Source organism: Allomuricauda sp. M10, from assembly GCF_020782875.1.
Classification (GTDB): domain Bacteria; phylum Bacteroidota; class Bacteroidia; order Flavobacteriales; family Flavobacteriaceae; genus Flagellimonas.
Window position 1 is genome coordinate 556,136 of the sequence record NZ_JAJGBN010000001.1, and the last position, 22,586, is coordinate 578,721.

The 22,586-nt window shown below is 43.3% G+C and carries 16 protein-coding genes; 12 read left to right on the forward strand and 4 right to left on the reverse strand.

Annotation, left to right across the window (positions count from 1 at the left end; translation table 11 throughout):
- Positions 1 to 67 precede the first annotated feature (67 nt).
- Both LKX84_RS02625 and LKX84_RS02630 read left to right on the forward strand, forming a co-directional pair.
- Positions 68 to 493, forward strand: a complete 426-nt coding sequence (locus LKX84_RS02625; RefSeq protein WP_228235564.1) for a lipocalin family protein — start codon at positions 68 to 70, stop codon at positions 491 to 493.
- A 179-nt stretch (positions 494 to 672) separates the two neighbouring features.
- Complete coding sequence (locus LKX84_RS02630) at positions 673 to 3,684, forward strand: WD40/YVTN/BNR-like repeat-containing protein (RefSeq protein ID WP_228235565.1); 3,012 nt, start codon at positions 673 to 675, stop codon at positions 3,682 to 3,684.
- 133 nt (positions 3,685 to 3,817) lie between these two features.
- Here LKX84_RS02630 and LKX84_RS02635 read toward each other — a convergent pair whose 3' ends face one another.
- Together LKX84_RS02635 and LKX84_RS02640 are read right to left on the reverse strand one after the other, a co-directional pair.
- Positions 3,818 to 4,036: a hypothetical protein gene (locus LKX84_RS02635; RefSeq protein WP_228235566.1), complete on the reverse strand. Its 219-nt coding sequence runs from the start codon at positions 4,034 to 4,036 to the stop codon at positions 3,818 to 3,820.
- Between the two features lie 11 nt (positions 4,037 to 4,047).
- Positions 4,048 to 4,545: a DinB family protein gene (locus LKX84_RS02640; RefSeq protein WP_228235567.1), complete on the reverse strand. Its 498-nt coding sequence runs from the start codon at positions 4,543 to 4,545 to the stop codon at positions 4,048 to 4,050.
- A gap of 252 nt (positions 4,546 to 4,797) precedes the next feature.
- Here LKX84_RS02640 and LKX84_RS02645 point away from each other — a divergent pair, with 252 nt between their 5' ends.
- From LKX84_RS02645 to LKX84_RS02665, 5 genes are all read left to right on the forward strand, one after another.
- Entirely contained in the window at positions 4,798 to 5,760 is a 963-nt protein-coding gene (locus tag LKX84_RS02645; protein WP_228236073.1) for a helix-turn-helix transcriptional regulator, read from the forward strand.
- Between the two features lie 78 nt (positions 5,761 to 5,838).
- Entirely contained in the window at positions 5,839 to 6,693 is an 855-nt protein-coding gene (locus tag LKX84_RS02650) for a methylated-DNA--[protein]-cysteine S-methyltransferase (protein WP_228236074.1), read from the forward strand.
- A gap of 23 nt (positions 6,694 to 6,716) precedes the next feature.
- On the forward strand, positions 6,717 to 7,430 hold the full coding sequence (locus tag LKX84_RS02655) for a 2OG-Fe(II) oxygenase (protein ID WP_228235568.1): 714 nt from the start codon (positions 6,717 to 6,719) through the stop codon (positions 7,428 to 7,430).
- A 1-nt stretch (position 7,431) separates the two neighbouring features.
- Complete coding sequence (locus tag LKX84_RS02660) at positions 7,432 to 7,683, forward strand: Ada metal-binding domain-containing protein (RefSeq protein ID WP_228236075.1); 252 nt, start codon at positions 7,432 to 7,434, stop codon at positions 7,681 to 7,683.
- The gene (locus LKX84_RS02665; RefSeq protein ID WP_228235569.1) at positions 7,664 to 8,275 is read left to right on the forward strand and encodes an alpha-ketoglutarate-dependent dioxygenase AlkB family protein; all 612 of its coding nucleotides are present in this window, start codon (positions 7,664 to 7,666) and stop codon (positions 8,273 to 8,275) included. Before LKX84_RS02660 ends, LKX84_RS02665 begins: the two co-directional genes overlap by 20 nt.
- A 9-nt stretch (positions 8,276 to 8,284) precedes the next feature.
- Here the strand turns inward: LKX84_RS02665 and LKX84_RS02670 are convergent, their stop codons facing one another.
- The gene (locus LKX84_RS02670) at positions 8,285 to 9,826 is read right to left on the reverse strand and encodes a phosphatase PAP2 family protein (protein WP_228235570.1); all 1,542 of its coding nucleotides are present in this window, start codon (positions 9,824 to 9,826) and stop codon (positions 8,285 to 8,287) included.
- Positions 9,816 to 10,775, reverse strand: coding sequence for a transporter (locus LKX84_RS02675; RefSeq protein ID WP_228235571.1), 960 nt, complete (start codon positions 10,773 to 10,775; stop codon positions 9,816 to 9,818). Before LKX84_RS02675 ends, LKX84_RS02670 begins: the two co-directional genes overlap by 11 nt.
- Before the next feature lie 417 nt (positions 10,776 to 11,192).
- Here LKX84_RS02675 and LKX84_RS02680 point away from each other — a divergent pair, with 417 nt between their 5' ends.
- The 5 genes from LKX84_RS02680 to LKX84_RS02700 all read left to right on the forward strand — a co-directional run bounded on the left by LKX84_RS02680 (position 11,193) and on the right by LKX84_RS02700 (position 22,581).
- Positions 11,193 to 13,946 carry a LuxR C-terminal-related transcriptional regulator gene (locus tag LKX84_RS02680; protein ID WP_228235572.1) on the forward strand — a complete coding sequence of 918 codons (2,754 nt, stop codon included), beginning with the start codon at positions 11,193 to 11,195 and terminating at the stop codon, positions 13,944 to 13,946.
- Positions 13,947 to 14,177: 231 nt separating this feature from the next.
- Entirely contained in the window at positions 14,178 to 17,216 is a 3,039-nt protein-coding gene (locus LKX84_RS02685) for a SusC/RagA family TonB-linked outer membrane protein (protein WP_228235573.1), read from the forward strand.
- Positions 17,217 to 17,226: 10 nt separating this feature from the next.
- The gene (locus LKX84_RS02690) at positions 17,227 to 18,771 is read left to right on the forward strand and encodes a RagB/SusD family nutrient uptake outer membrane protein (protein ID WP_228235574.1); all 1,545 of its coding nucleotides are present in this window, start codon (positions 17,227 to 17,229) and stop codon (positions 18,769 to 18,771) included.
- A gap of 24 nt (positions 18,772 to 18,795) precedes the next feature.
- Positions 18,796 to 21,168, forward strand: coding sequence for a LamG-like jellyroll fold domain-containing protein (locus LKX84_RS02695; RefSeq protein ID WP_228235575.1), 2,373 nt, complete (start codon positions 18,796 to 18,798; stop codon positions 21,166 to 21,168).
- 42 nt (positions 21,169 to 21,210) lie between these two features.
- Positions 21,211 to 22,581 carry a glucoamylase family protein gene (locus LKX84_RS02700; protein WP_228235576.1) on the forward strand — a complete coding sequence of 457 codons (1,371 nt, stop codon included), beginning with the start codon at positions 21,211 to 21,213 and terminating at the stop codon, positions 22,579 to 22,581.
- Positions 22,582 to 22,586 lie beyond the last annotated feature (5 nt).

Here is a 22,586-nt window from a genome sequence, read left to right on the forward strand (position 1 = left end):
TAAGTTTTTATACCCGTATCACGCAACGAAATATGAAAGTGACATCTAATTCGTAAAAAGAGAACGTATGAAACAGTTGTTCGTTGCCCTTCTATTATGCCTTGTTTTCAATTCCTGTGACAATGAAGACGACCTTAAAGGATTTGATCAGGATGCTTTTCCCATTGAAGGCACTTGGAAATTGACCGCAGCCTACATTAGTGCCGGAGGCCCACAATACTGGACAGATGTTGAGAATGGGGAAGAAATTGAATTCCAAGGGAATGGAAGTTTTTCTTCCGACAGATATCCAGAATGTACTTCAGGTAATTTTTCTGTGGATGAAGGAAATCTTACCCTTGAATACGATTGTGAGGGGTTCGAGACGGGCACGGAAAACGAAGAGGGCTTGATTACCTATACGTTGGATTATGGCAAAAATACGATCCTTCTTACCCCAACCAGTATCATTTGTATAGAAGGATGCAGCTATAAGTACGAGAAAGTGGATTAGATTCCAATAACAAAAGCCTCAATTTTTCATACGGGATTTTTAAGTGTTGATTTCTGTCCCCATAAAATTTTCCCCCAATCCCCAATAAAATTCTTTAAATCCATAATTCTATATCCGTAATACTTCAGTTTACCCCAGTATTCAGTAGATTTGGGAAAACCAAACTATTCTACTGACTCATGCAAACCAACTTCCGCTTTTCCCTATTCTTTTTTTCTTTTATTTTAACCACTATAACATTTGCACAGGATTTTGATGCTTTTCAATACCGCACCATTGGCCCGGCTCGTGGAGGTCGCGTAACCACCGTAACGGGAACGGCTTTGGAACCTGGTACTTTTTATTTAGGTGCTTCCGGTGGAGGAGTATGGAAAACGGAGGATTACGGCACTTCGTGGTTCAATGTTTCCGATGGGTTTTTTGAAACGCCGTCCATTGGCGCTATCGAGATAGCGGAAAACGATGCCAATATTGTATACGTGGGCACGGGTTCTGATGGTATCCGAAGCAATATCATTGCAGGAAAAGGGATGTACAAATCCATAGATGCCGGAAAAACTTGGGAACATATTGGTCTGGAAAACGTGGGCCAAATTGGTGCCGTTGAAATTGACCCTACCAACAGCAACATCGTATGGGTAGCTGCCATTGGAAATGCTTTCAAATCCAATCCAGAAAGAGGTATTTTTAAAACGTCTGATGGCGGCAAGACTTGGGAAAAAGTATTGTTCGTTTCCGATGAGGTCGGTTTTGCCGATTTGGAGTTGCTTCCAGGTAACCCAAACGTGGTCTATGCAGCAGCATGGAAGGCTCGCAGAACACCGTGGACCATTGACTCAGGTGGTGAAAATAAGGATGGGGGTATCTACAAATCCGTAAACGGTGGAAAAGATTGGGTAAAATTGGAAGAAGGTTTGCCAAAAGGACTTATCGGTAAGATAGATTTGGCTGTTTCCCGTGTTGATTCTCGAATTCTATACGCCGTCATTGAAGCACCTGACAAGGAAAGAGGACTTTACAAATCCATTGATCAAGGCAAATCGTTTACTCATGTTTCCGATAATGAAGATTTGGTGAACAGGCCATTTTACTATACCAACCTAGAGTTAGATCCTACCAATCCCGACATCATTTATTCCAATGCCAACCCATTGATAAAATCTACCGATGGTGGTAAAACATGGAAAGAAATGAGTGTTCCCCATGGTGACAATCATGATATTTGGCTCAATCCCAATAATCCCGATCTGTTGATTCAATGTAACGATGGGGGAGCCAATGTTTCCCATAATGGAGGAAAAACATGGTCTACCCAATTTAATCAACCAACGGCTGAAATTTATCAAGTGGCAGTGGATGAGCAATATCCCTACTGGGTCTACGGTGCACAGCAGGACAATACCACCATTGCCATTCCAAGCAAAGCTCCCAGCGCCACCACAACCCCAGGAACGCCTATCATGTTGAATGTGGGTGGGTGCGAAACAGGCCCCGTGATCCCGATGCCGGGCAACCACTACATGGTGTACAACAACTGTAAAGGACGTTTTAGCGTGTACAGTAAAAAAACAGGGATTGATCGTGAATACTCCATCGGGGCTTCCAACATTTATGGTCACAATCCGAAGGATTTAAAATATCGTTTTCAAAGGGTGGCGCCCATCCACGTGTCGCCATTCGATGCTGAAGTGGTGTATATGGGGTCCCAATTTCTGCACAAGACCAGCAACGGGGGTAAAAATTGGGAGATCATTTCTCCTGACTTAACTGCCAACGAACCTGATAAACAGGTTATTTCCGGTAATCCGATCACAAGGGACATCACGGGTGAAGAATATTACAGCACTTTGTATTCCATCAGAGAATCCAAGATTGTCAAGGGCACCATTTGGACGGGTTCCAACGACGGGGTGATTTCCGTAACCAAGGATGGTGGCAAAACATGGAAGAACGTTACACCTAAAAAATTACCCAAAGGAGGAAGGGTGGAATCTGTGGAACCTTCTCAATTTAACCCTGCAAAGGCCTACATTGCCGTGGAGCGACATTTGTTGGGAGACAATAACCCCTATTTCTATAAAACGGAAAATTATGGTGAAAGCTGGGAATTGATCAGTACGGATTCCAATGGAATTCCTTCTGATTATTTTGCCATTGTACTTCGGGAAGATTCTGTTCGCGAAGGATTATTGTACGCAGGTACGGAATACGGCATGTTCGTTTCCTTCGATGATGGAAAGAGTTGGAAGAAATTCCAGCAAAACCTTCCAGTTGTGCCGATTACGGATATCATCTTGTTCCGTGGAGATTTGATTTTGAGCACCATGGGTCGTGGTTTCTGGATTGTGGACAATATCACTTCACTGGAAGACCAAAACATGACCAGTTTAGGAGATGCAGCAGTGTTGTTCAAGCCTGCCAATACTATCCGTTATGATAGTCCAAGAGGAGGCGATTTCCCTGATTACCCATCTACTAGTGTGTTGATCGATTACTATTTGCCCAGCGATATGAAAAGCGGGGTACAATTGGATATTCTCGATGTTCAGAACAAGGTGGTGGCTTCGATTGTTAGCGATTCAACAAAGTTGAAATCAACCAAGGAAGAAGTAGAGGACATGGGTCTGAGCATGACCTTTGTGTATCTCGATAAAAAATTGGAGACCAAAAAGGGTATCAACCGATTCGCTTGGGACCTGCGCCAAAAAGGACCTTGGGACAAAAACAAGAATAGAAAGTTTAAAGGCGGTCCTGTGGTACCTCCGGGGATGTATAAGGTAAAACTAACTGTAGGCGATTCCACTTTAGAACAGCCTTTTGAAATTTTGATCGACCCTAAACTCCAAGATGACGGGGTGACCTTGGACAACATTTTGGAACAACAGCAATTGGTTTTCAAGGTGATAGATTTGTTGTCCGATGCCAAAATGCTTCAGGATAATTTGGAGAAGAAAATCAAGGAGCTTGAAAAATCCAAAATTGGAGATGCTAAACTCGATCACTACAAATCCATATTAAAGCAATTGAAAAACGAGGAAGGTGCCTATCCACAACCTATGATGGTAGGGCAAATTTCGTATCTCTATTATATTTTATCGGGAACCGACAAGGAACCTGGCCAAGAAGAAAAGGATAGATATTCCGAGCTATTAGGTCAGTTTACGGAATTGAAACAAAAAGCGGGCATCTGACCCATAAGATCATGATGCCGACTTTTTTTGAAGGTTGGGTCTGATCGTCCAAAAACGAAGTGCGCGGTCAAAATCCCTTAATCGGTGGTTTTGGCCGTTTTCTTTTTCATTATCTGTGGTTTGGGTAGCATTTTCAGTGGAGTTCCTCACAACTAAAGCCATTTTTTTCCAATAAGGTTGATATATTTTGCGCCCGTACATGCTGGGTTTCGACCCGGAGAATGTTATCACAATCCTCCAGGTCAAAATTCCAGTGTCCGTTTTTGTCGATCAATTGGTTCAATAAAGGCTTCAGGGTTCTAACATGACCCTTGCCCAAAACCGAGGTCTTAAAAACTAAAACGGTCTTCATTCTCTTACTTTTTATCTTTCGTAGAAAAATGGAGGTTCAATGTTCAAGGAACGCAGGTAAACATAGGCTTGTCCCCTGTGGTGGATCTCATTGTCGATGAAATAGAAAATGGATGATTGAACGGTTCCTTCATACTGTCCGAAAAGTTTAATGTTCTCCTGAAAACGCTCCAAGCTCAATTGGTTCCAAAGCTGGTTGATTTCTTCCGTGGATTCGTCCCAAAGCTGTAATACTTTGGATTTATCATTGCCAAAATCAATTTTTTCATCCAAGGCATTGGTTTTTCCACCTGCAATTTCCCTAAGTCCAGGTACGGCAATCGCCAAAAGTTCGGAAACTATTTCAGAAAATGGCCTCATACCTCCAATGCTATGGTTGAAGAACTCCTTTTCTGGGAAAGCTTCGATCACACGTCGGGTCAGTCCTCGGTGTCCTTGCCAGTGTTCCAAAAGTTGGGCAGGTGAAATAACTTGATCCATTGTTTGCTGTGTTGTTGCTGTTTTTTCCATGATGTTGTATTTAAAGGATTTTAGAATTTGAATCAAAGGTAGAAGGGGGGTGTGACAGCCCTGTGTCAGTAGAAAAAAATGAGGTCGAAAAAAAATAATATTGACAAACAGTTGTCACTGTCCATAGGTAATATTGCTTGAAAATAAAGGACATACATAGCGTTGTCCTGTTTAAATCAATGAAAAATGAAAAGGAAATCATCTCATGGCTTTGGGCTTAAGTCCTATCTTTGGGAGATAGCCTACGCAATTATGGGAATGGATACCGTTAAACGTTTTGATAGGATTGTCGCCATCTTGATTCAGTTACAATCCAAAAAGATTGTAAAGGCCCAGGAACTGGCCGACCGTTTTGAAGTTAGCCTTCGCACCATTTATAGGGATATCAGAACGTTGGAGGCTTCCGGAGTACCCATTGCAAGCGAAGCAGGAATCGGGTATTCTATCATGGAAGGGTACCGATTGCCCCCGGTGATGTTCACGCGTGAAGAAGCAGGTAGTTTTGTGGCTGCCGAAAAGTTGATGCAAAAATTCACCGATAAATCACTCGGGGCGTATTATGAATCGGCCATGTTCAAATTGAAATCCGTGCTCCGAGGCAGTGAAAAAGATTGGGTGGAAGCCTTGGAAAACCAAGTTTCCATAGTGCCAGGGCAGGAATTATTCAATAAGGAAGTGCCTGATGCCCTTGAAATTTTGTTTGAAAGTATTGCGGAACGAAAGCAGGTCTTTTTACGATATGAATCCCTTCGGGAAGACGATCCTTCGGAAAGGAAAATAGAACCGGTGGGCCTTTTCCATGAGAACGGCTATTGGTATATTTTAGGGTATTGCCACCTCCGAATGGATTACCGTCATTTTAGAACGGACAGGATACATCGGATCAAACGGACACAGGAACCTTTTGCCCTGGAGCATGGAACGTTGGATGAACACCGGGAGAAAAGGGAAAATGTGCAAAAGACCAAGGTGAAAATCTTGGTGGATAAGACCGTGGCCAAATACATCCGCAATGGAAAAAAGTATTACGGATTTGTTTCTGAAAAAGCCACGGATAAAGGGGTGGAGATGACCTTTATGTCCATGGATATGAACAACGGTTTTGCCCGCTGGTACCTCATGTTTGCCGATTATGCTACCATTCTGGAACCCGAAGCCCTCAAACAAAGGGTGTCGGATATCCTTCAGAAAAGCCAGGAAAGATTGTTGGGTTGATGAGGTGAATTAGGTTCGCAAGATTCGGGTTTTGAGCCCTAGGATATGCTCCTACATTTGCTCCAAACAATATAGATGATGACAAGTCAAGCAGAATTCAACTACAACCGGATTGCCAAGGCAATTGCGTTTATTCAGGAGCATTTTCAGGAGCAACCCTCTTTAGGAGAGATTGCGGAGACCATTCATGTAAGTCCGTATCATTTTCAACGTTTGTTCACGGAATGGGCAGGGGTGAGTCCTAAAAAGTTCATGCAGTACATCAGTGTGGAACACGCCAAACAACTATTGAAACAAAAAGGGACCACCTTGGCCGATGCCGCATGGGAAACGGGATTTTCCGGTACGGGCAGGTTGCACGATCTTTTTGTGGGCATTGAGGGGATGACCCCAGGGGAGTTCAAAAATGGAGGTGAAAATCTACATATCAATTATAGCTTTGCCGAAAGCCCATTTGGTAAAATGATAGTGGCCTCCACCGAAAAAGGTATTTGTCACATGTCTTTCATGGAGGATGCACAGCTCGCCTTCAACGAACTGAAATCTAGATTCCCCAATGCCCAATACCAGCAATTGTTGGACAAACATCAGCAAGATGGACTGTTCATCTTTCAGCACGATTGGAGCAAACTGGACCAGATCAAACTGCATTTGAACGGCACTCCTTTCCAATTGAAAGTTTGGGAAACCTTGCTCAAAATTCCAATGGGAAGTTTGGTCACCTATGGTGACATTGCCCAAAAGATTGAGAAACCGAATGCTTCAAGAGCAGTGGGGACAGCCATTGGGAATAATCCCGTTGCATTCTTGATTCCCTGCCATCGTGTGATCCAATCCACTGGAAAAATTGGAGGCTATATGTGGGGCAACACCCGTAAAACGGCCATCATAGGTTGGGAAGCAGCACAAACGGATACTCATCCCGAAGCGTAATACAGAGATAAATCTTATTGGTCATGGAAAAGATTTCAGAGCGCATCAAGCAACTGGATTGGGACATTATTGGGGAAAGTTTGCACAACAAAGGGTATGGTTTGATTTCCAATCTATTGTCCGATGAAGAATCGGAAGGATTGAAAAAGCTGTATGTTAAACCGGATGGCTATCGTAAAACGGTGGTCATGGAGCGGTACCGCTTTGGGTTGGGAGAATACAAGTATTTTGATTATCCCTTGCCGGAGATCATTCAAACGTTGCGGACGGAACTATATCCTCATTTGGCACCAATGGCCAATCTTTGGATGAAAGCCTTGAAAATGGATAATCAATTTCCCAGTACCCATCAACATTTATTGAAAGATTGCTGGCAAAACCATCAAACCAAGCCAACACCCTTGATTTTGAAATACGGAGCAGGTGGATTCAACACCTTGCACCAAGATTTATATGGTGATGTTTATTTTCCCATGCAGGCCGTGCTATTTTTGAGTGAACCTACTGTGGATTATACTGGTGGAGAGTTTGTGTTGACTCAACAGACGCCCAGGGCGCAATCCAAAGCCATAGTGTTGCAACCTAAAAAAGGGGATGTGCTGCTTTTTACCACGAACTTTAGACCGGTTCAAGGGAAAACTGGGTATTACCGTGTGAACATGAAGCATGGAGTCAGTGAGCTTCATTGGGGGGAGCGTTACACTTTGGGAATCATTTTTCATGATGCCATCAGTTGAGATGATACATCATGCAGATTTAAGTGATGATGAAGTTAGAAGTAAGATCAGGTATGGGGAAATCCAATTTGGAGGCAACAGCAAGTTGAAGATTTATGGTACCTTGAAATGTAAATCGGGCAAACGGATGAAAAGAGAAAACCGCATTTTCTTTTCTTCGGAAAAAGAAGCTATTAGCTTTGGGTATCGACCCTGCGGGCATTGTATGAAAGGATTATATAAAAAATGGAAGAATGGATTTGTTCAGCAATGAGGTGGACCACAATTACAATTGGTTGCCAAAGGATGGTACGGTAAACTACTATGGCACCATTATGGATTTTGAGGAGGCCAATGCCTATTACCAACAATTGATGGAAACCATTGCCTGGGAGAACGACGTGGCCGTAATTTTCGGTAAACGCATCGTGACCAAACGGAAAGTGGCTTGGTATGCCGACCAGCCTTTCGATTACACCTATTCCAACAATACCAAGAAAGCATTGCCTTGGACCAAGGAACTTTTGGAATTGAAAACATTATCAGAAAAACTCACTGGAGAAACATTTAATTCCTGTTTGTTGAATTTGTATCATTCTGGGGAAGAAGGCATGGCATGGCACAGTGATGCCGAAAAGGAACTCAAGAAAAATGGGGCCATTGCCTCATTGAGTTTTGGTGCGGAACGGAAATTTGCATTCAAACACAAACAGACACATGAGAAAGTGGGTTTGGTTTTGGAACATGGGAGTCTTTTGGTGATGAAAGGTACTACCCAAACCTACTGGTTACACCGCTTGCCCCCTACCAAAATGATAAAGGCCCCAAGGGTGAATCTCACCTTTAGGGCCATAAATAGTCATTGAGTTTAGATTTTAATTGTCTGCCCCGTCTGCTTTGGCGCGATCAATGGTGTATTGTGAAACCTCTCTTCCTTGTTCTGTTCCTATAAAAGCATCAAAACTCCAATGTATGCCACCATACACTCTAGAAATGGCTGCTTCTTCTGCCCATCCACGTACTTTGGCCGCTTCATCGGGGAAAATATAGGCCAATACCTCTGAGGCTGCGGCAGAGAACACACTGTGCCCAGAGGTATAACTCGGAAAGTTCGGTGTGCCTGCAATGGTCTCAAAATTTTCGATCATTTGTATAGGTCTGGGATAATGATAATAGTATTTGGCATCCCAACAACTGATCCCGGAATCCATGATGGCCATATTCATGTAGGCCAACGTTCTTGTAGTCTGTAGTGGGTTGAGTTTGTGTTCCACGATCATTTCGTTAGCAATGCGGTTCCAATGCCCAGGTGGGGTATAGGTGCCCAATCCGTCTTGCCAAAAATTGGCAATTCTACGGTGTTCATCGGTCATGTTTCGTGCATAATCCTTGAGTAGTTCAACATCATCCAAAAATTCTTGGGAATCCAACTGTGGTGGTGGAATGGGGCGAACGCTTTCCACATCATCAATGCTCCACATGGTCACTTTTCCGAAGAGAGGCGTCAGGCCTACAGGACGAGTCGGGATTTCCAAATTGTCCCATGCCCAACCAAATCGCTCATATGCAGCTTGTTTAATGGAATCGGATACTGCTTTTGGTGTCTGGGCATTTTTCATGCCATCATTGGAAGCCCTTGCCAATCCAGTGGCAGAAACGGCATCTCCGATGACAAGTCCAGCATCAATGTCACTCGACACATATCCTCCAGAAAGCAAGAGACTTTCCAAGTTTTCATCTTCCATTTCTTGGAGATATTCCGCTTCAAGAGGAAACATGGCCGTTAAAATTTTTCGTGAGGCCCTTGCAATCACGGCTCCATCGGATGGGTAGGAGGGAATGTTGTTTTCCTCATAGGCATACTCAATATCCTCATCCAATTGGTAAGGAGCGGCCCTGTTATACTCGTATTTATAATGCCAAGCTGTAATGAGTCCATCAAATTGGGCCACGGACATGTAGGCAAGTGCCCTGCACGCATAAGGTGGGTGCGCAAAAGGAAAAGCTGGTGGGCCTTCAGGGTTGGCAGGATTGGGCAACGTATAGGTGCCATCGTCATTGGGGCCAGGAATCAGATTGTATTTGGCAATAAGCTCCAATGCAATCTCATTCCAGCGGATGGCTGGATTATTCGTCCAATATTTTATAGCTTTTTTCTGCTCGTCGGTCATATTGGCCATGGCTTCTTTCACTTCAGCAAGCTCATCTTGATAGGCTTGTGAATCCGAAGCATCGGGCGCATCCACGGCAATGGCAGCTCCTGAATCCTCCAAAACAGGGGTCCAATCCCCACCATTTTCATTGAGTTCGGTAAAACTGTATCCTTCATAGGGCAAATATCTTGGCATGTCCTTTTCGCAAGAGACTAAAACGACAAGGCCGAAGGCCGAGATAAGGGTTAGTATTTTATTGCGCATCTTGTTCATCGGTTTGTTTTTTGATTACGTTGAATTGGTAGGTGATCCCAAATCCGGTATTGCTCATTTTTGGTGCATTTCGTCCATCCACAATTCGATTGTGGTAGGCCACTACTCCCAATCCCTTTATCGATTTAAAAAAGTATTGGGCGGAAAATCCGACTCGATCAAATTCAACCTTGTTGGTAGGTTGAGCGGCATTGTAGGCCCTGATATCATCCCCGCTGGTCGAATTCAGGCTAAAGTAACTCAGTTCCAGTTTCAAGGAGTTGTCGAATAACCATTTACCAAAGATTCCTTCATAGGTCACGGCATTGGGCACATCCATCCAAGCGGTGTAATAGCTTCCATTGTTGTAGTAGTAATCGCGTTCCGCTTCGGTATAGCCTCTCCAAAGATGAGCCAATGCGGCTCGAATATAAAAGCCATTGTTCCATTGGTACTGGCCAATCCCACGCAATAAAAATTCTGGCGCACCCGAACCAATACTATAAGGTCTGTAATCGGATAGGTAGTTGGATATGGGTGTGGAAAAACCAGCTGTTACAAGGGCTGAAAGCCTGCCATTTCCCACTTCTTCCCGAAAGGGCCTGTATTTTACCGCAAAACCTATATCCTGAAACCCCCGTGCCCCTGTGAATTTACCTCCGTTGGGTTCAGAGGATTCTGTACTGACATAGGGTAGGCTGATGTAAAAATTAAGGTTGTCCAAAATGCCAATGGCGGCCATGGGCATGATCATGTTCTGATCTACCGTAGCAATGGTTTCGTTGGACCGGAGTTTGGTACCTTCCCAATACCTATCAAAAGATCCCATATCGTAGGAAAAAAGTACGCAAATATTTTTGGATGGCATCATCAAACCATCAGAAGGGGTCTGTGCTACGAGGGAATTGGGCAAAACCATATAGGTCAATCCCAAAAGCAAGGCACATAAAGTTGGGGCCATCTTTTTTTTGTGCCGAGGGCACCCGTGGCGAAATAATTTTTGAAATGTCATGTTAAAGTTCGGTTGTGATTTACAAGTATTTAATTATCAGTTTTTTGAGGGAATTTTTAGTTTGTGTGATAAATCATTCGGGGCTAAAATAGTATCATGTAAAATCACTTGCGATTAAGGTTAGGCCAAGAAGCATTATGGAAAAGACAAACAGGTTGTCCAACGATTAAAAAGGATTATGGAAAAGTAAATTTCCTGATGATCGTCATCAAATTGGATTAACGAAAGCCAAACCCGGTATAACTTTTTATGTGAAGAGTTGCCCCAGGCACCGGAATACTTTTAGTTTCTGATGGTCAAGAAAATGGATAGTTTTGTAATTTACAGGAAACAAAAGACCTTTGATCTCTGGCTAAACAAAACTCAATGCTCAAAAATCTTCTTAGGATTGTACTTTTTTTAGTTCCCATTTACATTTTTGGCCAAAACCTGTTGCCTCCCATTTATAACTATCGGTTGTCAGAATACAAGGGGGCGAGCAAGAATTGGGATGTTTCGGCCAATGCCAACGGAGAATTGTTCGTGGCAAATAATAAAGGATTGCTTCATTTTAATGGGGAACAATGGACCCTGAACAAATTGCCCAACAATACCATTATACGTTCGGTTGAATGTATTGGTGATAGGGTCTATACAGGATCCTATGAAGAGTTTGGCTATTGGACCAAGAATGAAATAGGGGAGTTGGAATATACCTCACTCACTCAAATGATCAAGGATCATACGTTTACCAGTGAAGAATTTTGGGAAATCTACCCTTCCAAGGATGGGAATGTGCTTTTCCGTTCCTTCTCCGCCATCTATTGCTACAAGGGGGATAAGATAGTAGTGGTAGATCCGCCCCATGTGGTTACGGATATTATTGAGTACAATGATAAATTGATTGTGGCCGGTGGTTCCCTTGGACTTTTTGAGGTAAAGGATAAAGAACTGGTACCATTGCCCAACCAAGATTCCCTTTTAGGTAAAACGGTGACCGATATGGTGGTTTTTCAGGGGAAGTTGCTTGTGGGGACCAAATTGAACGGCTGTTATCTGTTCGATGGTCAAAAAATGCAGCCTTGGGAAGATAAAATCAACAATGAACTCAAACAGCACCAACTGAACAAAATGGCCATATTAGGGCAAGGTCAAATGGGTTTTGGGTCCATTAAAAATGGAATTTATATCTATGATATTGCCACAAAAAGATATCAGGTCCTTAATCGTGAAACAGGACTGGAAAACAATACGGTCCTTTCCATCTTGCAGTTCAACGATCAATTATGGTTGGGGCTTGATAACGGTATTGCTCGTGTAAAGCTCCACAATCCCATTACCTATTATACGGATTACTCAGGTACCTTGGGCATGGTATACGATGTGGCCAGCTACAACGGTAAACTTTTCTTGGGGAGCAATACCGGGGTATTTTATTTTGACGGCGGTATTTTGCGTTTTGTGAACGGCTCCCAGGATCACGTGTGGGATTTGGTGGAATTGGAAGGCGATCTGATCTGCGGTCACAATACAGGCACTTATAAGGTTACCGAAAATGGTTTTCAGCAATTGAGTACAGTTGCGGGAGGGTATGAGATCATCAAAGTGCCGGATCACGAAGCTACCTATGTACAAGGAACCTACAACGGTTTGGCAAAGTTTGAAAAACTGGACAATGGGGAGTGGCATATCCAAAAAATACAAGGGCTTGATTTCCCTGTGAAACAATTGTGTTTTGAAACCCCGAAAATTTTATGGGCGGCCCACCCTTATAAGGGATTTTATCGCGTCCATTTGGATGATGGGTATGAACGCGTCAGCTCTATTCAGCAATTTGATGAAGAAGGTGCCCCAAGTCCATATAATGTGAAGATTTTCAATATTAAAAACCATATTGTACTCAATAGTGAAGGCAATTGGTACCGATACAACCCAATAGGGGATACCATTGTTCCTTTTGAGGAATTCAAATACTATAAGAACAAGGAGCTTTTGTTCTTTGATGAGGATTATTATTGGTTTGTGGATTCGGACAATGAGAAGGCCATCATCCATACCGATTTGAAGGGTGATAGTTTGGTCATTGCAGATGTTCCTTTAAGGGAAAGGCTGGCACCTGACTCCCAAAATGTGGTCAAGATCAATGACAGCACTTCCTATATTACCTTAACGGACGGTTTTGCCAAGATCAACAATGAAAAGCTAGGGAAACAATATACTGGAGTGGCATTGCCAGCTCCCGACATCATTGTATTAAAAGACCAAAAAAATATTTATCCCGCAACGGCACAAGAGATTAAAGTGCCAAACAGATGGTCGCAATCCCTTACTATAGAAGTGGCATCGCCGCTTTATATCTCGCCACATTTTTATTACGAATTGAACGGCCCAAAGCAGTATTCCGAGTATTCGGAGAACGGTTTCATCAATTTCCAGAACCTGCCCTTTGGGGACTATGCATTTAAGGTGTATACGGTAGGTATGGACAACGAATTGTCAGAGGCCAGTACCCTTGAATTTTCAATAGCTCCCCCTTGGTATTTTTCCTGGGCCAGTTTAGTGCTTTATGCAGCAATTGTTGTGTTGGCGATCTATTTGGTGAGACACTACAACCGTAGGAAATTATTGCGGAAACATTTGGAACTCCAAGAGCAAATGGAGAAGGAGCAGCGGGAACGAATGGCAAAACTTGAAAAAGAGGAATTGGCCAAGGAGGTAAGGTTAAAACAGAATGAATTGGCCAGTACTACCTTGAACATTGCCAAAAAGAACGAAATGATTTTGGAACTCAAGAATATGCTATTGGTGAACAAGGACAAATTCTCCAATTCACAACGGTATAGGGCATTCATCAAAAAATTGAACAATTCCATTGAGGATACCGAAGATTGGAAACGGTTTGAGGTAAATTTCAAGGAACTTCATGAGGATTTCTTCGAACGACTTCTAAAAGCCTACCCTTCATTGACCCCAAAGGATCTTAAATTGTGTGCATATCTTAAAATGAATCTTTCCACAAAGGAAATCGCACCGCTTATGGCTATTTCGGTCAGAGGAGTAGAAATACATCGTTATCGTTTAAGAAAAAAGCTGGAAATCGACAGTTCTGATAATCTTTCCAACTTTCTGATCACTTTTTAGGTTGAGAAAGTCCCCGTCAACTGTTAAAGCGGGCTCCCATACGATTACATCATTACTACATCACTATGTTAATTTTTTTTACATCTTTTAACTCCATACTACTGCAAATACGGTGAAATAAGGGGTTTTGGGAGATATTTAAATGATGTATTTATTATGTAATGCCTCTGTAACTCAGATACCTGACCCTTTATTAATTTAGTAAAAATCTAACTCTATTTTTGCACAATTATGAAAATTAAAAGCAAACTATTGCTAATCTCGTTTTTGTTGTTTCAAGTGGGACTTTTCGCACAAAACAATACAACGATTTCGGGAACGGTGTTTGATGATCAGGGTCAGCCTTTGCCTGGCGCCAACGTCGTGTTAAAGGGTACTACTACAGGTATCCAAACCGATTTTGATGGAAACTTCACATTGGACAATGTGCCTGGGGATGGAATTCTGGTGTTTAGTTACATCGGATTTACAACCCAGGAAGTACCTGTGAACAATCGAACGATCATGGAAGTAAACATGAGGCTGGACACACAAAGTCTGGACGAAGTGGTGGTCGTTGGGTATGGTACACAGAAGAAAGCGGACCTTACCGGTTCCATTGTAACCGTAAATTCGGAGCAAATTGAAAAAACACCAGCAGCCAACCCTGTTCAATCTCTACAAGGTAAAGTGGCTGGGGTACAAATTGTAACAACAGGTTCTCCCGGTGCTTCCCCAACGGTAAGGGTTCGTGGTTTGGGAACCTATTCCGATGCCACCAATATCTTATATGTGGTGGATGGGATGTTCTACAGCAACATCGACTTTTTGAACCCAAACGACATTAAATCGATGAACGTGTTGAAAGATGCTTCATCTTCAGCTATTTACGGGGTTCGTGCTGCCAACGGGGTTATCATTATAGAAACCAAATCGGGCGCTAAGAACAGAAAACCACAGATTGAGTACAATGGATACACAGGGGTGCAGCGTGCTCAGAATGTATTGAAAATGGCCAATGCCGAGCAGTTTGTAACAATGGCTGTGGAATCAGGTTCCACTGCTGATGTGCAATTTGTTTTGAATGCCATGCAACGTTATGGTAGGAGCAGGGTGAATCCTAATGTGCCTAATGTGAACACAGACTGGTATGATGAGATCATCAGGGATGGCCTGATCCAAAACCACAGCTTGAGCGTGACTGGGGGGACGGATAATGTTTCCTATTCCTTGGGTACCAACTACTTTGCCCAAGAAGGATTACTCGACATGAAGAACGAATACGAAAGGTTCAACATCCGATCTAAATTGGATGTGGATGTTATGGATAATGTTAAGGTAGGTGTAAATACGGTGTTCAGTAACGCTACCCAATACACCCCTGAAGATTCAGCTTGGTTCAAAGCGTATTTTGCGGTGCCCATTCTACCAGTATACGATGATTTAAATACTGACGCTACCCCAATACGGTATGCAAATGCACAAGCTTTAGGATATAGGGGAACACAAAACCCGTTCCCTGACATGAAATATAACGATAATAGGCTGAAAATCAGAAAATTGTTGGCCAATATCTATCTTCAAACCGATTTGATCAAGGATAAGTTGACCTTCAAGACAACCTACAATGTTGATTTTTCCGCATTGGAAGAGCGTTATACCAACCTTCCTTACAATATGGGATTTGGCGACCAGCGTATTTCTTCCATCAACAGGAAGCAGAACAATTATTACAACCAAATTTGGGATAACATTCTGACCTACAACGATACATTTGCCGATGATCACAATGTGACCGTAATGGCAGGTGCGTCTTACAGGGATGAAGCGGCCAATCGATTTGAGGCCACCGGTAGTGATATTGTGGGAATCGATTATGAGACTTCTTGGTACCTTGATTTTGCCGATCCCCTTTCTTTCAACAATAATGTGGAAGAAGCAAATAGTAGGATATATGGTCAATCCTACTTTAGTAGATTGTCCTATAATTACAAGGACAAGTACTTGTTGTACGGAACCTTCAGGGCAGATAGATCTTCCAAATTTACACAAGACCAATGGGGTTATTTCCCATCTGTTGGTGCGGGTTGGGTTATTTCCCAAGAGCCGTTTATGAAGGACAACAATATCTTTGATTTCTTGAAACTAAGAGCCGCTTGGGGTCGTTTGGGTAACGATAACGTAGCTGCCAGTGCAGGTGCCAATACGATTACCAACACTACCGTGGATTTAGGCGATACTCCAGTTACCGGTATCACCGCAACCAGTACCTATACCGATTTGACTTGGGAGCTGGTGGAAGAGACCGATTTTGGTATCAACATGAGAACTTTCAACAACAGATTGACCTTGGAAGCCGATTACTATATCAGGGATACCAAGAATGCCATTATGCCGGTCTATATCCCGATTGCGAACGTAACGGTGAGCAGAAACTCTGGAGTGATTCGAAACTCCGGTGTGGAGGTTGCCCTGAACTGGACCAATGACATTACTCCTGATTTCAATTATACCGTAGGGGCCAACTTCACCACCGTGAAGAATGAAACCATGGAAATTGAGGATGAAAGAGGTTATATTGATTCAGGTTCGGCTGAGTTTCGCCAAAGAACCATAGTAGGCGAGCCTTTATATGCCTTCTTTGGATATGAAACCACAGGTGTTTACCAAAACCAAGCCCAGATAGATGCCGATCCGGTTGCGCAAAACGCTATCGCGAATGGTCAGGATATTGAACCTGGTTATTTAATCTATAGGGACAGAAACGGTGATGGATCCATTACCGATGATGATAGGACCGTATTGGGATCGTTCTTGCCCAAGTTCACTTATGGGGGAAATGTCGGAATTAACTATAAGGATTTTGGATTCACTTTAAACTTCTACGGACAAAGTGGCAACAAAATCTTGAACAGAAAGCGGGGAGAGATCATCTTTACCAATGACACAAACATGGATGCCGATTTGGCCAAAAACCGTTGGCATGGTGAAGGGACCAGCAACAGCTATCCTTCTTCTGCAGGTCTAAGGGACAGTTGGAACCAAAAACTCAGCAATTTTTGGGTAGAGGATGGAGATTTCTTCCGTATCCAGAACATTCAATTGGCCTATACTTTAAGAGGTGAAAAATTGAAAGGTAATGCTCCCGATATCAAGTTTACCCTTACAGCGGAGAGACCATTGACCTTGTTCAATTATAACGGATTCAACCCTGAGGTTTCCGATGGTGTGGACCGTCAAACCTATCCAGTGCCAGCTATCTACACAGTAGGTGTTAATGTTAAACTGTAAAAAAATTGAAATGAAAAATAGTATGAACCCAGTATATAAATTGGTATTTGTCATGATGGCCATGCTTTTTGTGCAGTCGTGCGATGACAAGTTCAATGACATTGAAGGTCAGCTGAATGCAGATGACCTGGATTACTCAGCAACCGAGGACATGGTTCAAGCGTTGGTGGGAGCCTATAATATTTTCGCAACCCGCGGTTGGGAAGAGCCTTTGCTACTTTCTGTTCGTGGTGATGATGTGAATGCAGGAGGTTTGGGAGACCAACAACCCTTTGCCGATACGGATAACTTCGTTTACGATCAAGGGTATTGGATGTACAATTCCCTTTGGAACCTTCACTATGGGGATATCGTAAGTTTGAACACCGAGATCAGTCTTATCGAGAATTTCCAAGCTTTTGCAACTGAAACAGATGTAGCAAAAGGAGACCAATATATCGCCGAGATTAAGGTAATGAGGGCTTGGTTGCACTTCAACCTGGCAAGGGTTTGGGGCGATGTATTCATCATCCAGACCAACCAGCCCGATGCGGAGATTGCAGACGGAACAGCTTCCAAAAATGAGGTAATGCAGTTCATTTCCGATCAAATGGATGAAGTGATTCCATTGTTGCCTAACATGAGGCCCAATGAAAGAACCGACATTCCTGGTGGGGTAACCCGTTACACTGCCTATGCCCTTAAGGCAATGGCTCATTTGGAAATGGAAGATTACCAAGGAGTTGCTGATGCAGCAGGAGCCATTATCAGTTCCAACAAATTCTCCTTGTATCCAGATTATTACAGTTTGTTCAAAAAACCAGGAGAATTGAGCGATGAAAGCTTGATGGAGTTGCAATTCTCTGATTATGGATCTAGCACAGGGGACACTTTTTATCACCTGTATGCTCCGTTCGGTCCACAAACTTGGACTCCGGCTAGGGCCAATGCCTCTGGTGGATGGGGATTCTATGAGCCTAGTATGAAATTCATCAAGTTTATGTTGGACAGAGGTGAAACCGAGAGGTTGGAAACCAGTGTCATCTTTACCGATAGAGGTATCACAGAACTTCAAACAGACCCCAATTATGCAACGCTACCATCATTTGTGAATAATACTACAAGGGATGGAGATGTGTTCAACGATTATGCAAGAGCCTTGTTCGCCAGTGGCAAACACTATTTGCCCTCTGTTCAGATTACCGCTGGTAGAAATGATTATGGTGGAGGTAAAAACTTTATCGTTATCCGTTATGCCGAAGTTTTGTTGATGTATGCAGAAGCGTTGACCCGTGGAGCAACTGGTTCTGGAATGACGGCGGATCAAGCTGTGAACCTTATCAGGGCAAGGGCAGATATGCCTTCCGTTTCAGGGGTTTCTTCAGACGATGTAATGGACGAAAAATATGCCGAATTGGGCATGGAATGGGGTATTCGTTACTTCGACATGATCCGTTTGGATAATTTCTCCGAGTTGAGCTACGATGGTAGGTCGTTTACTGCGGACAAGCAGTTGCTGCCTTACCCACAAGCACAGGTGGATGCACTTCCAACTTTATCCGGAAGTTCCGATTAACATAAACTAAATAAACCGCACAAGATGAAATACATAGTTAAATCCATATGGTTCCTTTTGGCACTTCTAGTGGTGTCCTGTAATGAAGGAATCGATCCAATAACGGCCGTTGATGCCGGAGTGGACGCAACGGCTCCCCAGGTTACCATCACCTATCCTACCGAAGGAGTGGAATTGATGCCATTCGAGGAAGAGACATCCATTACCATAAAATTTGAGGTTGAAGATGATATTGAGGTGACCAATGTAAAAGTCTCCATGGATGGAACCCAAATTGCCTCCTATAGCTCATTTACTGACTATCGAATTGTTTTGGAAGAAGTGACCTATAATGGATTGGGTAATGGCGACCACGTAGTGGCCGTTACGGCGACCGATTTGGAAGGAAAGACCACTACACAAGAGGTCAATTTTGCCAAACTTGCTCCGTATAGCGCCCAATTTGATGGTGAGGTATTCTACATGCCGTTCAATGGCGATTATATGGATTTTATCAGCTTTGAGGAAGCTGGGGAAGTGGGCAATCCTGGTTTTGCAGGAGGCGGTTTCCTAGGGGCAGATGCCTATATGGGGGCTACAGATGCCTACCTTACTTTCCCAATGGATAACCTAAAGAGCACCGAATTCAGTGCCGCATTCTGGTACAAAGTCAATGCTACTCCGGATAGGGCAGGTATTTTGGTAGTTGGTGATGATGAAACCGACAGGAACCAAGGTTTCCGTTTGTTCCGCGAAGGAAGTGCAACAGAACAACGCCTTAAGTTGAATGTTGGTACCGGATCTGGTGAAAGCTGGAATGACGGTGGTGTGATCGATGTTACCGCTGGTGAATGGGTACACGTGGCCATTTCAATCTCTCAAACACAGAGTACCATCTATTTTAATGGTATTGAAATGTTGAGTGCAAACCTTTCCGCTCCAATAGATTGGACAGGTTGTGAAGAATTGGTGATCGGTGCAGGTGGACCTACCTTCTCCTACTGGAACCACCTATCTGATAATAGTGAAATGGATGAATTGCGCATTTTCAACAAAGCATTGACGCAGAGCGATGTACAGATCATGATCAATGCAGCAAATCCATATGTACCACAATACGATGGGGAGTCTTTGTACATGCCATTTGATGGGGATTATATCGATTTGATCGGAAGCAAGGCCGCTTCCCAAATTGGTTCACCAGGTTTTACTGATGAAAGCTACATTGGTGATCAAGCCTATATGGGTGCATTGGATTCTTACATCAACTATCCTGCTGCGGGATTGATGACAACTGAATTCAGTGGATCGTTCTGGTACAAAGTAGATGCTAGTCCGGATAGGGCAGGTATTATCACTATTGGTGATGATGAAGTGGATAGATTCCAAGGATTCCGATTGTTCCGTGAAGGAAGTGCGACAGAACAACGTATCAAGTTGAACGTTGGTACCGGTGGAGGCGAAAGCTGGAACGATGGAGGTGTGATCGATGTAACCGCCGGAGAGTGGGTACATGTGGCCTTTACCATTGCAAGTGATAAGAGTACCATTTATTTCAACGGTGCCGAAGTGTTAAGTTCAGCCATGTCTGCTCCAATTGATTGGACAGGTTGTGATACCTTCACCATAGGTGCTGGTGGGCCAACTTTCTCATACTGGAACCACTTATCCGATTACAGTACCATTGATGACCTTCGCTTCTTCAGTAAGGCTTTGACTTCAGGAGAAGTTGCAGAAATTTACGGAGGAGAAGTAGTTCCTAAAAACTTTGGATCTACTCTGTATTTGCCATTTGATGGAAGTAATATAGATGCAAACAACAATTTGGCTCCTACCGTTGAAGGTGCTCCAGGATTTGCTGGTGAAAGCCAAGTAGGAACAAATGCCTATGCAGGTGCCACGGATTCCTATTTGACCTTCCCTATTGACGGACTGTTTGCCAATCAGTTCAGTGGTGCTTTCTGGTACAAGGTAGATGCTGACCCAGATAGGGCTGGTATCCTAACTGTCAGCCCTCCAATGAATGGTGCAGATAATGATCTTTCAGCTGGTTTCCGTCTTTTCCGTGAAGGTAGTGCCACAGAGCAACGCATTAAACTTCACGTAGGAAGTGATGGAGGTGATGTTTGGAATGATGGTGATGTAATCGATGTAACCGCTGGTGAGTGGGTACACATTGCCTTTACCGTGACCGATACGGCTACCCAAATTTATTTCAACGGGGAACCTGTGGCCAATATGGGCGATATGACCGGTAAGACCATCAGTTGGGCAAATTGTTCCATCCTATCCGTAGGATCGGGAGCACCCAACTTTATTGGTTGGAACCACCTATCGGACTTGAGCTACATCGATGATCTATATCTATTCGATAGAGCTTTGACACAAGAAGAGATTCAAGAAATCATGAATAAATAAGCTTCGCATAGCAAGCACAAACTTTTCGAGTTAGTTAGTTTTATGAGGTTAGTTTTAATTCCAATGGCCGTTGCATCCATGCTGATAGGGTGCAATGGCCATAAAACTGAAAAAGCAGAAGAAGCAACACCAACAAGTAACGATACCATTGCCTATTCAGACGAAGCACTGCTGGATTCCGTTCAGCATCAGACATTTGAATATTTTTGGGATGGGGCGGAACCCGTGTCAGGTTTGGCAAGGGAACGGCTTCATATGGACAATGATTATCCTTATCACGACAAGGATATCATCACCACTGGAGGTTCTGGATTTGGTCTAATGGCCATTTTAGTGGGTGTGGAACGCAAGTTCATCACTCGTGAACAGGCCTTGGAACGTTACGAGAAAATTGTTGATTTCTTGGAAAAGGCAGACCGCTTTCATGGGGCATGGCCGCATTGGATGTTGTCTACAGGAAAGGTAACTCCGTTCAGTAAAAAGGATAACGGAGGGGATTTGGTGGAAACCGCATTTTTGGTTCAAGGACTTTTGGCCGTCAAGGAATATTTTAAGGATGGCAACGAAAGGGAACAGGCACTTGCCCAAAAAATCCAAAAACTTTGGGAAGGCGTAGAGTGGGATTGGTATACCAAAGGCGGTCAAGATGTATTGTATTGGCATTGGAGTCCTGAATATCAATGGGAAATGAATTTTCCTGTTGGAGGGTACAATGAATGTTTGATCATGTATGTTTTGGCAGCTGCATCGCCGACCCATCCTATTAAAAAATCGGTGTACGAAAAAGGGTGGGCACTTAATGGTGAAATTGCAAAGGATACCGTCTACTACGGTCTGGAAACTGAATTGAACCATTATGAGCATGACAATACTCCAGTTGGACCTCTATTCTGGGCCCATTATTCCTATTTGGGCTTAGATCCAAAAGGATTGACCGATCAATTTGCCGATTACTGGAAATTGAACGTGAACCATGCCATGATCCATTACAAATATGCACTTGAAAATCCAATGGGATTTAAAGGGTATGGCAAGGATAATTGGGGGTTGACTTCCAGTTACTCTATTAACGGCTATGCTGGTCACAGACCAGGGGAAGATCTTGGGGTCATTTCGCCAACAGCAGCTTTGTCATCCATGCCATATACTCCGGAGGAAAGCAAACAATTTTTAAGACATTTGTATACCCAGCAAGATACTTTGATAGGGAAATACGGGCCTTATGATGCGTTTAGCGAACAGCACAATTGGTATTTGCCAAGATATTTGGCCATAGATCAAGGGCCTATTCCTGTGATGATCGAAAACTACCGAACCGGTTTACTTTGGAACCTGTTCATGGAAAATGAAGATGTCCAAAACGGACTTAAAAAGTTAGGGTTTCAATCACCCTTTTTAAAACAAGATGATTAAAAAAA

What these genes read in the sequence shown, in the direction of transcription:
- LKX84_RS02625 (WP_228235564.1), top strand. Translation starts at nt 68, where the DNA reads ATGAAACAGTTGTTCGTTGCCCTTCTATTATGCCTTGTTTTCAATTCC.
- LKX84_RS02630 (WP_228235565.1), top strand. Translation starts at nt 673, where the DNA reads ATGCAAACCAACTTCCGCTTTTCCCTATTCTTTTTTTCTTTTATTTTA.
- LKX84_RS02635 (WP_228235566.1), bottom strand. Translation starts at nt 4,036, where the DNA reads ATGAAGACCGTTTTAGTTTTTAAGACCTCGGTTTTGGGCAAGGGTCAT.
- LKX84_RS02640 (WP_228235567.1), bottom strand. Translation starts at nt 4,545, where the DNA reads ATGGAAAAAACAGCAACAACACAGCAAACAATGGATCAAGTTATTTCA.
- LKX84_RS02645 (WP_228236073.1), top strand. Translation starts at nt 4,798, where the DNA reads ATGGGAATGGATACCGTTAAACGTTTTGATAGGATTGTCGCCATCTTG.
- LKX84_RS02650 (WP_228236074.1), top strand. Translation starts at nt 5,839, where the DNA reads ATGACAAGTCAAGCAGAATTCAACTACAACCGGATTGCCAAGGCAATT.
- LKX84_RS02655 (WP_228235568.1), top strand. Translation starts at nt 6,717, where the DNA reads ATGGAAAAGATTTCAGAGCGCATCAAGCAACTGGATTGGGACATTATT.
- LKX84_RS02660 (WP_228236075.1), top strand. Translation starts at nt 7,432, where the DNA reads ATGATACATCATGCAGATTTAAGTGATGATGAAGTTAGAAGTAAGATC.
- LKX84_RS02665 (WP_228235569.1), top strand. Translation starts at nt 7,664, where the DNA reads ATGGATTTGTTCAGCAATGAGGTGGACCACAATTACAATTGGTTGCCA.
- LKX84_RS02670 (WP_228235570.1), bottom strand. Translation starts at nt 9,826, where the DNA reads ATGCGCAATAAAATACTAACCCTTATCTCGGCCTTCGGCCTTGTCGTT.
- LKX84_RS02675 (WP_228235571.1), bottom strand. Translation starts at nt 10,775, where the DNA reads ATGGCCCCAACTTTATGTGCCTTGCTTTTGGGATTGACCTATATGGTT.
- LKX84_RS02680 (WP_228235572.1), top strand. Translation starts at nt 11,193, where the DNA reads ATGCTCAAAAATCTTCTTAGGATTGTACTTTTTTTAGTTCCCATTTAC.
- LKX84_RS02685 (WP_228235573.1), top strand. Translation starts at nt 14,178, where the DNA reads ATGAAAATTAAAAGCAAACTATTGCTAATCTCGTTTTTGTTGTTTCAA.
- LKX84_RS02690 (WP_228235574.1), top strand. Translation starts at nt 17,227, where the DNA reads ATGAAAAATAGTATGAACCCAGTATATAAATTGGTATTTGTCATGATG.
- LKX84_RS02695 (WP_228235575.1), top strand. Translation starts at nt 18,796, where the DNA reads ATGAAATACATAGTTAAATCCATATGGTTCCTTTTGGCACTTCTAGTG.
- LKX84_RS02700 (WP_228235576.1), top strand. Translation starts at nt 21,211, where the DNA reads ATGAGGTTAGTTTTAATTCCAATGGCCGTTGCATCCATGCTGATAGGG.